A 13584-nucleotide genomic window follows, 5' to 3' on the forward strand; every position below is an offset into this window, starting at 1 on the left:
GGGAACGGCGCTTGCCTCGAGAGGGAACGCGCCACAGGCGCGTTTACGATCACCGCGACCGTGGTAAGCCGGCCCGCAATCTGTCCGACACGTGTTATCGCGCTCCTTGCCGCACTGTTTCTGGATCTCCGACCGATGAAAGAGCCTATCGACATGAAGACGCACTTCACCGTGGCGCACGACCGTCGAGCGCCGCGGCCGCCAGTTGACGCCCGCAGTCCGGACGCCCGACCCTCGATCTTCGTGACAGGCGCAGCTTCGGGGATCGGCCGCGCGTGCGCCGAGCTGTTTGCGCGGCGCGGATGGTTTGTAGGCGTATACGACATCGACGCGGACGGCGCAGCCACAGTCGCTGCCACCCTGGGCCAGCGAAATGCAGTTTCTGGCGCACTGGACGTGAGCGATCCGCAAGCATGGCAGCGAGCGCTTTCGTCATTCTGGACGAGCAGTGGTGGACGGCTCGACGTGCTGCTCAACAACGCCGGAATACTCACGTCCGGGCGATTCGAGGACGTGCCGTTGACCCGACACTACGCGATGCTGAACGTCAACGTCCGGGGCATGGTTACTGGCTGCCATAGTGCGTTCCCGTATCTGCGAGAAACGCCCCGTTCCCATGTCGTCAATATCGCTTCGGCGACTGCGATCTATGGCCAACCGGCGCTCGCGACATACTCGAGCACCAAATTCGCCGTGCGTGGATTCACCGAAGGGCTCGATCTCGAGTGGGCCGAATTCGGCATCCGCGTGAGCGATATCTGGCCGAGCTTCGTCAACACCGCGATGGCTGACGGCTTCAACCAGCTCCATAGCGCGAAATCGCTCGGGATTCGGCTCGTGCCGGCCGACGTCGCGGCAACCGTGTGGGCCTGCGCGACGAGCAGAAGCTTGTTCCATCGAACTCACTGGACCGTCGGCTTGCAAGCGGGAATGCTGGCGCTCGCCACGCGACTCGCGCCGTCCGCACTCACGCGGTGGGTCGTCCGGCGCATTGCGCAGTGAGCGGAACCTCGATCCGGTGCTCGCGCGTCGATTCGATTGCATTCGCGCGGCCGACAACACGTTGAGGTTCGAGGCCGGATCGTGGATGTCCCGGATTGCCCGCCGGGAAAGCAGCGCCCGATGAAACATGGAGAAGGGGAATCTAATTTGGTTAGCACTACATTCGATTACGACTGGATTGTGATCGGTTCAGGATTCGGCGGCAGTGTTTCGGCGCTGCGCCTGGCGGAGAAGGGCTATCGAGTTGGCGTAATCGAGCGCGGCCGGCGCTTTCGCGACGAAGACCTGCCCGAATCCGCGTGGCAACTCGGCAGGTTCCTGTGGGCACCCATGCTTGGCCTGAAGGGCGTCATGCGCATGCGCGTGTTTCGCCATGTGTTCTTTCCCAGCCAGTCGGCGGTCGGCGGCGGCAGCACCGTCTACGGTGGCGTGTTGTACCGTGCCCGTCGGCGCTTCTTCGACGATTCGCAGTGGCGAGAACTCGGTGACTGGGAGCGACTGCTCGAACCGCACTACGCGGTGGCCGAGCACATGCTCGGCGCCAGGACCGTGCCGTTCGACTCGACCAATCAGCGTTTGGCACGGGAAATGGCGCGGCACTTCGGCAAAGAGGACGGCTTCGTTCTCTCTCCCACCGGGGTGTATTTCGGAGAACCGGACAAGACTGTCAAGGATCCCTATTTCGGGGGCGAAGGCCCTGATCGCACCGGTTGCACGCGCTGCGGCGCCTGCATGGTGGGATGTCGGGTCGGTGCCGTGAATACGTTGACGAAGAACTACCTGTGGTTCGCAGAGCGGCTCGGCGTGCGGATCGCAGCCGAGCGCGAGGTCGTCGACGTGAGTCCGCTGGGGGCCGCCGACGGCAGCGACGGGTATCGTGTGGTCACGCAACGCCCTGGCGCTTTACTGGTCCGCCGGGATCGCAAGGTGCATACCGCGCGTGGCGTGGTCTTTGCGGGCGGGACACTGGGGACCAACGAGCTGCTTGCCACCTGCAAGCTCAGCGGTTCGCTGCCGCGGATCAGCAACCGCCTCGGCGAGCTGGCGCGCACCAACAGCGAGTCGGTGCTGAATGTCCGTCTTCCCAAGGATCTGAAGACCTGGAACGACGTCACGGCCAGCAGCAGTGTGCGCCTGGACGACGACACCCAGATCGAGTTCCTCACGTATGGCCGCCACGCCGACCTCATGGGCCTGATGTACACGGTCCTGGTCGGCAAGGGCAATCGCCTGACCCGGCCGTTGAAATGGCTCGCCAACATCGCTCGACATCCGTGGCAGTGGCTCAGGACGTTGTGGCCGGCGGGATGGAGCCGCCACATGGTCACGCTGCTGGTGATGCAGGCGCTGGACAACGCGATCGTGCTGCGCGCGAGGAAGCGGTGGATAGGGCGGGGTTACCGCCTCTCAACCGAACAGAATCGCGACCGCCCCAATCCGACGTACATCGAAATCGGCAATCGGGCAGCCCAATGGCTGGCCAGCCGCACCGGCGGTGTTGCTCAAAGCAACGTTCTGGAAGCGCTGGCCAACATCCCGACCACTGCCCATGTGCTGGGCGGCGCCGTCATCGGCGCAAGTTCCGCGTGCGGCGTGGTCGATAGGCACATGCGCGTGTTCGGATATCGGAACTTGCTGGTATGCGACGGTGCGGCAATGCCGGCCAATCCCGGAGTCAACCCGGCATTGACGATAACTGCACTCGCCGAGTACGCGATGGCGCAGATACCGGCAGCGAGCCCGGAGCGGCTCGATGGATCGTCCGAGCGCGAGGCCGCGCGATGAACGAAGTCGCCGCATGAAGCCGGACGTGTCACGCGTGGGCTTCGCGTGACGTGACTCACCGAATCGGATCGCCGATTGTCATCGAAAGTTGATCGGCACATTCACCGAGTGTCGTGCGATGGCAAACCACGGCAAAAAATTGCGGACGCATGTCGATGCGCGCTGGATAGCGCCGGCCGGCCAACCTCGCAATCGCCGTGCCGCTTCACTCAATCAGTCACATATGCCAAAACCGGAGGAGACAGGATGTTGAAGAATAGAGCTTTTGCAATTACCGCCGTGCTGCTGACGACCACGACTGCGCACGCGCAGAGTGCGGGAGACCTGGTCGTGAACGCCGGCTGGTTTCACTTCGCGCTGCAGGATTCCAGCCGACCGCTCACGGTTTCCGCATTCGGCACGAGCGCGACCGTTGCAGGCACTGGCGCGTCGGTCGACGATTCGGATACCTTCGGGCTCACCGCGACCTACTTCATCACCGATCACATTGCCGCAGGCGCCGCGCTCGGCATACCACCGAAGTACCGGCTGACGGGCACGGGATCCCTCAGTGCGCTCGGCCGGATCGGTTCTGCATACGAGTGGAGCCCGGCGCTGCTACTGAAATACTTCTTCAACGATGCCACGAGCAAATTTCGCCCTTACCTTGGCGCGGGCGCGTCGTACGTCTGGTTCAGCGGAGTGAAACTGGAACCTGCGACTGCCAGCGGTGCTTTCCTGTATTCGCCGACGTTCGGTCACGCGCTGGAAGGACCGACCACCGCAAGGCTGAGCAGTTCGTTCGCGCCGGTTATCAATGCGGGACTCAGCTACAACATCAACAAGCACTGGTCGGTCGATGCATCGCTTTCCTATATGTGGCTTTCTTCCCGGGCCACGCTGACGACGCAGTCGCCGCGTGGCGTCGTGACCAGCAGTACGAAGCTCAAGCTCAATCCTGTCGTTTCGTTTGTATCCGTCGGGTATCGGTTTTGATGATCACTCGTGTCGTACGAGGCGGGGACACACCGTGTCCCCTATCGCATGAATCGAGCGCGGAAAGCGAGCGGCAGGTTCGTGCCGGTCGTGGTGCGGCATGCCGATGAAACCCTCGTTCGTGCGTCTCCATTTCGAATTCGCGGGGCGCGCGACATTTTGCCAACTCATGCAGCCGCTCGAACAAAGCGGCGGACGAATAACCCAACAGGATGACGCGTTATGCATTCTTCGAACCATGTCGACACAAAGCCCGCCGGCGCAGTCAAGCGCGGCTGGGCAAGCATGACAATCGCAGGCGCACTGCTGACATGTGCGATGCCGGTTTTTGCCGACGTTTCCGGCACGCCGGTCGGCATATGGCAGACGATCGACGATCACACTCACCAGCCCACCGCACTGGTACAGATTACGCAGAACGGTGACGGTACGCTCAGCGGCAAGATAATCAAGGGACTGAATGCAAACAACTCGCCCGATCGCCGCTGCACGCAGTGTACGGATGAACGCAAGGACCAAAAGATCCAGGGCATGACTGTCGTCCGGGGTATGCGGCAACAAGGCGACGGATGGGACGGTGGCAGGATCCTCGACCCGATGAACGGCAACGAGTACAGCTGCAAGATGCGCGTCGAGGCCGGGGGGCAGAAGCTTGTGGTGCGCGGCTATATTGGCGTGTCCTTGCTGGGCCGCTCGCAGATCTGGACCCGTCATGGCGATGTCGCCGAATCGGGCGCGCAGAACTGATTTCCTGGACAGCGAGCAGCGTGTTGCACATGTCAGCTGCATGTGGTCACACGCGCTCCCTGGCCAGTCAAACGCATGAGCACTCTGCCCGAATCGCGTCGCCGCGCGTTTTCGCGACGCAGGCCGGGAGAGCAGGGCATGGCGTGTTTGATGACACGAGGAGGCTGGACAATATGAAAGCGCTGGTATGCAAGGCATTCGGGCCTATCGATCAATTGCTGCTCGAAAATGTGGCGCAACCCGAGCCGGCGGTTGGCGAGGTCCGAATTCGCGTGAAGGCCGCCTCGCTCAATTTCCCGGACGCCTTGATCGTGCAGGGCCTTTACCAGTTGAAGCCTCCGTTGCCGTTTTCTCCCGGCGCCGAATTTTCCGGCGTGGTCGACGCCGTCGGCGAGGGCGTCGACAATTGGCAAATCGGCGACGCAGTGGTCGGCTCGACTGGCTACGGCGCATTCGCCGAATACTGTGTCGCCGACGCGCGCCATCTCATGAGACTGCCGGCCGGCATGGACTTTGATTCGGGTGCATCGTTCATGCTGACCTACGGCACATCGCTACACGCGCTGCGGCATCGTGCCTACCTCGAATCCGGCGAAACGCTGCTTGTAATGGGGGCGGCCGGTGGGGTCGGTCTTGCTGCGATCGGGATCGCGAAGGCGATGGGCGCACGCGTCATCGCAGCGGCATCGACGCGCGACAAACTGGCGTTGTGCCGCGACTCGGGAGCGGACGAAACGATCGACTATGCCCAGTCAATACCGAGCGCATTCCTTTGGGAGGTGCGGCCGATGCTATGGCCAGGATGGCGGCCCGAGAGGTGATGGGTAAGATCATCGTCCATCCGGGAACATGATCGCGCTTGGGCGGCAGGAAACGCCGCCCCGGATGGATCGGCGCTCCAGACGGATCCCAAAGTACGCCATGGGAATCGCGCTTTCGAGGAAACATGGAGGATATTGAGCGCCGAATTGCGAGCTGTTTTGATGGACTACTGAGCCAGGAATTCGAGCGCTTTCGGGACAAAGTCGTCGTGGAACTGAAATATCGCTCCGTGGCCGGAATCCGCGTAGATGACGAGACGGCTGTTGGGCAGACGTCGCGCTAGGTCTTCGGAATCCTTGCTCGGGATCATCCGGTCGTTATCGCCGTTGGCGACGAACTCGAAGCACTTCGCGACGGACAGGTCCGCGGGTTCTTTCTGCCCCCAGGACAAGCCTATCCGAAACTTTGTGTGTCATGAAGTGCAGTGGAATAGACAAGATGAATTCACCGAGGGCTTACCTTGTATATGCCTACCAAATCACTCTTCCCCAAGTCCCCTGGTCAATTCATTTGACTTCGACAACGACCTTACCCTTCGCACGTCCTTGCGCCAAATACTCAAGCGCTTCCTTGGCGTGGTCGAATGCAAAAACCTTGTCGATCACCGGTCGAATGCGTCCCGATTCGAACAACTCGCCGATCTCACGCAATTGCGCGCCGTCGGCGCGTACGAAGAGGAACGAGTAGGTGGCGTCCTTCTTTGCCGCAAGGCGCCTGATCTTTCGGCTCATCAGTCCGAAGACGAACTTCAGGACGAAGTTCAACCGGCGAGCATTGGCGAACGCCGCGTCCAGCGGACCGATGAGCGACACGATCTTGCCCCCTGGCTTGAGGATGCCGACGGACTTCTCGATGGAGTCGCCGCGCACGGTGCCCAGTACCATATCGTAGCCGCGCAGCACGTTCTCGAACTCCTGCTTCGTGTAGTCGACCACCTCGTCTGCGCCAAGGCCACTCACCAGTTGTACATTGCCCGTGCTGGTGGTCGTGCCCACCTTGGCTCCGAAGTGCTTGGCCAGTTGGATCGCAAACGTACCGATTCCGCCGGACCCTGCGGGAATGAACACTTTCTGTCCCCTCTGAATTTTCGCGCGTTCCTTCAGGGCTTGCCACGACGTCAGCCCGACCATAGGAACCGAGGCCGCCTGCACGAAGTCCAGGTTGGCCGGCTTCGGGGCGGCAACGCGTTCGGGCACCACGGCGAATTCGGCGAGCGAGCCGGTGCCCAAGTCGAAGAGGCTGGCGAAGACTGCGTCGCCTGGCTGGAAGCGCGTCACGCGGCTGCCGACCTCCTTCACCACGCCGGCAAGGTCGCTGCCCATCGTGGCCGGTAGTTCGAATTTCAGCACGGCTTTGAACATGCCGGTCGGGATCATGTTGTCGATCGGATTCAGCCCCACGGCATGAACCTCCACGAGCATTTCGTCGGGTTTGAGTGTGGGGAAAGAAACTTCAGCGAACCCTATCTCGGGCGATTTGCCGTAGCGTTTGAAGGTGAGTGCTTTCATGATGTTGGGACTTCGAGTGTGATTGATGGTGGTTTTGCGTCTGGAAGGAACGATGCTCACGCCCATGGCTGAAGCACCACCTTGCCGGTGGTCTGTCGTCCTTCCAGCAGGCGATGTGCTTCGGCGGCCTGCGAAAGTGGCAAAACCGTTCCCGGCTGTAGTACCACCTTGCCGGACAGGACCAGGCCGATGAGTTCTGTCAGCGTGGACTGGATCAATTCCGGGAAGGCCAGGTAAGCACGTCGTCGTCTTCGATGGCCGGATCTGGAACCTCTTCATAGACCAAGGCGTCCGGCCCGCCGGTCGTGTGGAATCTGACTGCTTTCATCCTGCTTCTCCAATTGTGGTGGTGTTGGTCATGTCTGTCTGCAATGGGACTTGCTTCGAATCAAGTTCTGTCAGCCTTCATTGCGACAGAAACGCCAGCGCCTTGGGCACAAAGTCGGCGTGGTACTGAAAAATCCCTCCGTGGCCCGCGTCTTTGTAGATGACGAGTTGCGCCTGGGGAATGCGACGGGCCATGTCGTGGCTCAGGGCGGTCGGCACCATGATGTCGTGATCGCCATTGGCGATCAGCACCGGCATCTGTAAATGACCAAGGCGTTGCGGCGCTTGCTGGCCCCAGGCCTTGATCGCCTTGAGCTGGCGCAGGAATGCGCGAGGCGTTGGCTCCTTGTCGCGACCGGACTTGCGTTCCTTGAGCCGCTTCAGGAAGGCGCTTGCGGCCTGCCGGCCATTGGCCGTGGACGTAAAGAACAAATAGGCCTTGGGGTCGCGCAGAGTCAGCAAGCCCTTGAGCATCAGGGGCCAGGACACGGCGCCGACATGATCGATGCCTGGGCCCCCTGCGGGACCAGTGCCCGTGAGGATGAGCTTGCGTACCAGCTGCGGAGCCTTCAGCGCCACGTCCTGTGCGACGAACCCACCCAGTGAGAACCCCAGCAGGTCGACACGATCGAAACCCAACGCGCGGATCAGGGCGATGGTGTCGCGGGCCATCTCGTCGACGGTCACAGGTGCAGTGCCACCGGATGCACCAATCCCACGGTAGTCGACGGCGATGACACGATACTGGCGAGCGAGGCCATCGACTATGCGTGGATCGAAGTTGTCCAGCACGGCGCCCCAATGGTTCAGCAGCACCACGGGAATACCGCCTGCCGGACCCAATTCGCGGTAGGCGAAGGTGGTTCCCGCCGCGGCGACCGAATGGGTCTTGACGTGGGCGTAGGGGGTGGTCGATTCACTCTGGACACTGGAACTCGACATGGTTGACTCCTTGGTGCCCGGCCTCAGGCGTTGACATCCACGATGGTGCGGCCACGCACCTGGCCTTGCAGCATCGGGTCCACAAGGACCAGGACTTCGGCCAGCCCCACCACCTGCGTGGTCCGTGCAAGCTTGCCCAGATCCAGGTCGACAGCCAAACGCGCCCATGCGTTCTGCCGTAAGTCCTGCGGGGCATTGACCGAGTCGATTCCCGCCAGCGTCACGTTACGCAGGATGAAGGGCAGCACCGAACCGGGCAGGTCCGCGCCCTGAGCCAGCCCGAAGGCAGCCACCGCTCCGCGGTACTGAGTTTGAGCGAGGACGTTGGCAAGCGTATGGCTGCCCACCGAGTCGATCGCACCGGCCCAGCGCTCGTTGGCGATCGGAGCGCCCGGCTCGGACAGCGTGCGGCGGTCGATGATTTCGGCTGCACCCAGCTCGCGCAGGTAGTCGGCCTCTTCCAGCCGACCGGTCGATGCAACCACCCGGTAGCCCAGTTTCGACAGCAAAGCGATGGCAATGGAGCCGGCTCCGCCGCCGGCGCCGGTCACCAGCACATCGCCTTTGTCCGGTGTTACCCCCGCATGCTCCAGCGCGAGCACGGACAACATCGCGGTGTACCCGGCCGTTCCGATGCCCATGGCGTCGTGCGTCGAGAACGTCTCGGGCAGCTTGATCAGCCAGTCGCCCGGTACTCGCGCCTTCTGTGCGAAACCGCCGTGGTTGGTTTGGCTCAACCCCCAGCCGTTGGCGACCACACTCTCGCCCACCGCGAAGCCTGGATGCGAGGAGGTTTCCACCGTGCCTGCGAAGTCGATCCCGGGGATAAGAGGGAACTTGCGAATCACCGGCGCGCGGCCACTGATCGCCATCGCGTCCTTGTAGTTGACGGTGGAATAGTCGATCGCGACGGTAACGTCGCCTGGCATTAGGTCGGCTTCGTCGAAATCGACAACATCTGTGGAAATCGAGTCACCTGTCTTGGTGCTCAGCAGTGCTTTGAAGGTCATGGTCATTGCTCTTGGTTGGTCCCTTGTTCAGTATCTGGGCTTCACGTGCGAGGGCAAAAAATAGATGGCATCTCAATCCGTTTCAGGGACAAGGTGCGCCCGCGTCGCGGACAGCACGGCTTCGGAGAGCGCTTCTTCGTCGACCGCGCGCGCCAGCACGACTGCGCCAATCATCGTGGCGGCGGTCACCAGAGCACGCGCATCCGCATCGGGCTGCTCCCTGTCGGTGGCATGCCGGGATACGATGCTCAGCAGGTCCTTGATGCGGCGCGTCGTGGCGCGACGAATCGCCGGCGACTGACGAGATAGATCCGTTCCCAGCGAAGCCACCGGACAGCCGGACTCGGGATTCTTCACGTGTTCTTGCGACAGATAAGCGCGCAGCAACGCCTGCTGCGATTTGCCAGTCGGAGCTGCAGCCACGATGCGCAGGAAGGTCTCGACGGCTTCTGCGCCAGCGCGGTCGACCAACTCGGCAAGCATCACCTCACGGGAGGCGAAGTGCGCATAGAACCCGCCGTGGGTCAGGCCGGCCAGCTTCATGATGTCGGCAATGCCGATCCCGTCGAAGCCGAAGCGGCGGATCGCACGTGCGCCCGCATCAACGATGCGTTCGTGCGTACTCTCTTTGGATCGGGTGGTGGGTCGTTTCATGCAATGTTTATCTGTACGCGTGCTGGCCGTAAACGGGCCACGCTCACCCGCGCGCCCGCAGGCGCCGCGTGCGGAACGTGCCCCAACCGCTGTGGAGCGCAGACTTCAGGAATGCAGACAACCCGCCCTCGTCGGGACGCGGCGACTGGCCTCTTGCAATACGCTTGAGCTGGCGCGTGTACCACAGCACCTCCATGATCCCCATGCGGTCGACCGCCTTGAGCCCCGTGCTGATGGGGCGTACATGCTGCGAACTGTCGCGCCCTTGAAGCAGGGCGGCAGGCGCGTCAGGGTCGATCGCCAGCAGCCGCGCCAGGCCGACCACATCGAGTGCGCCGGAGCGAAGGGCGTCATTCATGCCGATCGCCGTGCGAAAGCCACCGGTGACCATCAGCGGCACCTTCACCGCTGCGCGCACCCTTTCGGCGAACTCGAGGAAGTAGGCTTCACGGGCTGCGGTGGACGCCTTCTTCGGCTCCTGCATCGCACCACTCATGGCCGGTGCCTCGTAGGTGCCGCCGGAAATCTCTATCAGATCGATGCCTGCATTCACCAATGCGTGGATCGTCTCGATCGACTCGTCCTCGGTGAAGCCACCGTGCTGGAAGTCGGCCGAGTTGAGCTTGATCCCCACCGCAAAATCCGGCCCCACTTGGCGGCGGACCTCTGCATAGACGGCCAGCACGAAGCGCCGCCGCTTCTCTGGGCTGCCACCCCATTCGTCGGTGCGTCGGTTGTGGTGCGGGGAGAGGAACTGGTTGACCAGATAGCCATGGGCGCCGTGGATTTCGACACCGCTGAATCCGGCCTTCTTGCAGATGGCCGCGCTACGCCCGAAGCGCGTGATGATGTCCTGGATTTCGGCGATGGTGGCTTCGCGCGGGGTCTCGAAGAAAGCGGCCATGTCCTCGCGGAACGGTACGGCCGAGGGCGCGAGGTTGTAAGCGTTCAGCCCCTTGGTCGACTGCTTGCCCGGATGGTTGAGCTGGGCCCAGATAGCCGCCCCTTGTCCGGTCACGGCCTGTGCCCACTGTCGCAGCATCGGCAGGTCCGCCTCGTCCTCGATCACCACGTTGCCGGGTTCGCCCAGTGCGCGACGATCAATCATTACGTTGCCCGTCATGATCAAGCCCAAACCCGTATTGGCCCAGCGCCGGTACAACTGCACCAGATCCTTGGTCGGGCGATTGTCGTAGGTGCCCAGCGTTTCACTCATGGCTGCCTTGGCAAGGCGACTGCGCAGTACGCTGCCGTTGGGCAGGCGCAGGGGTTGGTTCAGCAGGTTTGTTTCCATGGGCGACTCAAAGGCTGTGCGGTCGTAGGGCGCGATCTTCTTGGGTGGCTGCAGGAAGGCCGTCAGCCCCTGGAACCACATCACCTCCTGAAAATCTCCGCTGATGGTTAGCTCTTTGTTGCCCAGGCCCTTCAGAAAGGCATTCTGGCTGTCTTTGGCCGAGAGAATCTCAAAGCCCTTGCCGGCATCCTTGAAGCTGAAAGTGAAGCGAGGCTGATCCAGCAGGCCTGATACGGAGTGGATGGCGCTGTTGCGGATGAAGAACGTGCGACCGACGCCCGCCTCGGTGTGGATCTGGAACACCAAGTCCTTACCAGCGACGTAGCTGGCACAATCGGGATTGTTCTTGAGCTGGCGCTGCAGCAGCCGAGTGAACATCCACAGCAGGAACTTGAATTTGAGCATGGTCGGTGGCCTCGGGAGTAGGTGGATCAGCGCTCGTGCAGGAGTGTCGGTGGCGCCGTCATTCGCCGAGGAAGTGCACGGCGTGGTGCAGGAAGCGCTTCGGGTATTGGAATTGCGCACCGTGCCCGGCATCGGGATAGATGAACAACTGTGCGTTGGGGATATTGCGCGCCATGTAGAACGAGTTGACGGTCGGGATCATCACGTCGTGCACGCCGTTCAGGATGAACGTCGGTTGTTGGATGCCACGCAGGTACGCGAACGGGTCGTCTTCCGAAACCCTGGGCAGGTAATGCATGTTGGCTTCGATCTGCGCAGCGGCCACCTCCTGAGACGACGGCGGATCCTGGTCAGCGCGCTGGTGGCGGCGCTCCCAAAACTCGCGCGCGGCCTTCTTTGCCGCTTCGGAGCGACCAAAGAACAGGTACTCGAAGTCTTCGAATACCGGTACGGGCCGAGGCGCCGTCGACAGTACCTTCGGCTCCATGTCGGGATCACCACCGCGCGGGCCGGTACCCAACAGCATGAGCTTGCGCACCAGTTTCGGATGGCGCCAAGTCAGGTCCAGCGCTTGGAAGCCACCGAGCGAGAAGCCCAGGACGTCAACCTGCTGCGAGCCAAGGGCTCGAACGACGGCTGCCGCGTCGTCGGCCATGTCTTCGATGCGGGTGCGAGGGGTTCCACCGGAAGAGGCGATGCCCCGGCCGTTGTACAGGATAACCTCCCGACCTTCGGCCAAACCATCCGTCATTAAGGGATCCCAATGGTCCATGCCACCACGAAAGTGCTGCAACATCAACAAGGGGGGCTGCGAGGTGCCCGTGTTGCCCCAGCGCCGGTAGGCGAATCGAGCGCCGTCAACCTCGACATAACGGGTGGGCGCATTGAGATGGGTGAGACATGCTGTCTCCATTGGAATGGGCGAAGGCTCGGCGAGAAACAAGAGGCGAGAATCAGTCGTGCGATCGATAGCGCTCGGCCGCGTGGGCCTGGCGAATGTCGCCCAGCAGCGTCTGGCGTGCGCGGTCCAGCGCGTCCCAGCGCTCGGCGGCATGCAGCGGCGGGATCGTGACCAGTTCGCGGCGATCGAAGCCGACGAGCGCCGCATCGACCAGCTCGCCCACGTCCATCAAGTCGGGGAGCGTCTTGACGTCGATACCGGCGCGGTCCCAAATCTCGGTGCGGGTGCCCGCCGGTAGAACGGCCTGCACGTACACGCCCTTGGAACCCAGTTCCAGGTTCAGGCCCTGCGATAGGAACAGTACGAACGCCTTGGTCGCACCGTAGATCGACATGCCGAACTCGGGTGCGAAACCCACCACCGAACCGATGTTGACGATCGCACCGATGCCCGCCTGGGCGAATCGCGGCGCGACTGCGGCAGCCAGGCGCGTCAGCGCGGTGGTGTTGAGCCCGATCAGCCGCTCGATGCTCTCGGCCGATTGCTGCAGGAAGCCACCGGACTGTGCTGTGCCGGCGTTGTTGATCAGGACGCCGATGCTGGCATCGTCACGCAGTTGTGCTTCGACCGCAGCGATGTCGGCCTCTTGGTTGAGATCGGCCGGCAGCACGTCGATGGACACCTTGGCTTCAGCGCGCAAGCGGTCGGCCAAGGCTTCCAGTCGCGCCTTGTCGCGGGCGACGAGCACGAGCTTGTGGCCGCGTTTGGCGAAGCGTTCGGCGTAGGTGGCACCGATACCGCTGGAGGCGCCGGTGATGAGGACGGTAGGCAGTGTGCTCATGATTTGATTCCTTGTCGGTGTCAGGTTGGATTGGGCAGTGGTGATTGCGCCAGAAGCAGATCTTTGGTGCCCGCTCAGGACGCAGGGCCCGGCTGATCCAGGAACAGGGCCGTGTGGGCGACAAACGGCTCGGGATATTGGAACTGCGAGCCGTGTCCCGAGTCCGGGCCCAGGATCAGCTGGGCGTTCGGGATGTGCTGCTGCAGTGTGAACGAGTTGATGCTCGGCACCATGATGTCCTCGCGTCCATTGACCACCAGCGTGGGCTGCTTAATCTCTTTCAGATACGCGTCAGCGGTGCCATGACGATGCAATTGGCAAGGGTCAGGCCGCCCAGGGTGTATGGCTCAAAAAGCGTCTTCTCGGTCATG

14 protein-coding genes and 1 pseudogene are annotated in these 13584 nt (G+C 62.4%); 5 read left to right on the top strand and 10 right to left on the bottom strand.

Features of this window, described 5'->3' with window-relative positions:
- The first annotated feature begins 135 nt into the window (after positions 1-135).
- From ACM6JT_RS01420 to ACM6JT_RS01440, 5 genes and pseudogenes are all read left to right on the top strand, one after another.
- Entirely contained in the window at positions 136-1002 is an 867-nt protein-coding gene (locus ACM6JT_RS01420; RefSeq protein ID WP_243566885.1) for an SDR family oxidoreductase, read from the top strand.
- A gap of 120 nt (positions 1003-1122) precedes the next feature.
- Positions 1123-2787, top strand: coding sequence for a GMC oxidoreductase (locus ACM6JT_RS01425; RefSeq protein WP_414855856.1), 1665 nt, complete (start codon positions 1123-1125; stop codon positions 2785-2787).
- 246 nt (positions 2788-3033) lie between these two features.
- Positions 3034-3762, top strand: a complete 729-nt coding sequence (locus ACM6JT_RS01430) for an OmpW/AlkL family protein (RefSeq protein ID WP_096476068.1) — start codon at positions 3034-3036, stop codon at positions 3760-3762.
- A gap of 222 nt (positions 3763-3984) precedes the next feature.
- A complete protein-coding gene (locus tag ACM6JT_RS01435) occupies positions 3985-4509 on the top strand; it encodes a DUF2147 domain-containing protein (RefSeq protein ID WP_096476069.1) in 525 nt (174 codons plus the stop codon).
- A 173-nt stretch (positions 4510-4682) separates the two neighbouring features.
- Positions 4683-5258 (top strand): annotated as a pseudogene (locus ACM6JT_RS01440) (alcohol dehydrogenase catalytic domain-containing protein); the annotation flags it as partial.
- A gap of 239 nt (positions 5259-5497) precedes the next feature.
- On the opposite strand, the gene ACM6JT_RS01445 reads toward ACM6JT_RS01440, so the two are convergent.
- The 10 genes from ACM6JT_RS01445 to ACM6JT_RS01490 form a co-directional block, all read right to left on the bottom strand.
- Positions 5498-5722 carry an alpha/beta fold hydrolase gene (locus tag ACM6JT_RS01445; protein ID WP_414855857.1) on the bottom strand — a complete coding sequence of 75 codons (225 nt, stop codon included), beginning with the start codon at positions 5720-5722 and terminating at the stop codon, positions 5498-5500.
- 115 nt (positions 5723-5837) lie between these two features.
- Positions 5838-6839, bottom strand: a complete 1002-nt coding sequence (locus tag ACM6JT_RS01450) for an NADP-dependent oxidoreductase (protein WP_414855858.1) — start codon at positions 6837-6839, stop codon at positions 5838-5840.
- Positions 6840-6895: 56 nt separating this feature from the next.
- Positions 6896-7057, bottom strand: a complete 162-nt coding sequence (locus tag ACM6JT_RS01455) for a zinc-binding dehydrogenase (protein ID WP_226229036.1) — start codon at positions 7055-7057, stop codon at positions 6896-6898.
- 187 nt (positions 7058-7244) lie between these two features.
- Complete coding sequence (locus ACM6JT_RS01460) at positions 7245-8108, bottom strand: alpha/beta fold hydrolase (RefSeq protein WP_131947381.1); 864 nt, start codon at positions 8106-8108, stop codon at positions 7245-7247.
- A 23-nt stretch (positions 8109-8131) separates the two neighbouring features.
- Positions 8132-9118 carry an MDR family oxidoreductase gene (locus tag ACM6JT_RS01465; protein WP_126365540.1) on the bottom strand — a complete coding sequence of 329 codons (987 nt, stop codon included), beginning with the start codon at positions 9116-9118 and terminating at the stop codon, positions 8132-8134.
- A gap of 72 nt (positions 9119-9190) precedes the next feature.
- A complete protein-coding gene (locus tag ACM6JT_RS01470) occupies positions 9191-9772 on the bottom strand; it encodes a TetR/AcrR family transcriptional regulator (protein ID WP_414855859.1) in 582 nt (193 codons plus the stop codon).
- A gap of 43 nt (positions 9773-9815) precedes the next feature.
- The gene (locus ACM6JT_RS01475) at positions 9816-11066 is read right to left on the bottom strand and encodes an NADH:flavin oxidoreductase/NADH oxidase family protein (RefSeq protein WP_096476425.1); all 1251 of its coding nucleotides are present in this window, start codon (positions 11064-11066) and stop codon (positions 9816-9818) included.
- A gap of 463 nt (positions 11067-11529) precedes the next feature.
- Entirely contained in the window at positions 11530-12384 is an 855-nt protein-coding gene (locus ACM6JT_RS01480; protein WP_414855902.1) for an alpha/beta fold hydrolase, read from the bottom strand.
- A 40-nt stretch (positions 12385-12424) separates the two neighbouring features.
- The gene (locus tag ACM6JT_RS01485) at positions 12425-13213 is read right to left on the bottom strand and encodes an SDR family NAD(P)-dependent oxidoreductase (protein ID WP_096476076.1); all 789 of its coding nucleotides are present in this window, start codon (positions 13211-13213) and stop codon (positions 12425-12427) included.
- 74 nt (positions 13214-13287) lie between these two features.
- Positions 13288-13446, bottom strand: a complete 159-nt coding sequence (locus tag ACM6JT_RS01490) for a hypothetical protein (RefSeq protein WP_347813512.1) — start codon at positions 13444-13446, stop codon at positions 13288-13290.
- Between the last annotated feature and the right edge of the window lie 138 nt (positions 13447-13584).

Origin of the sequence: Burkholderia sp. IT-111MI5, from assembly GCF_949752865.1 — a bacterium.
GTDB lineage: Bacteria > Pseudomonadota > Gammaproteobacteria > Burkholderiales > Burkholderiaceae > Burkholderia > Burkholderia pyrrocinia_C.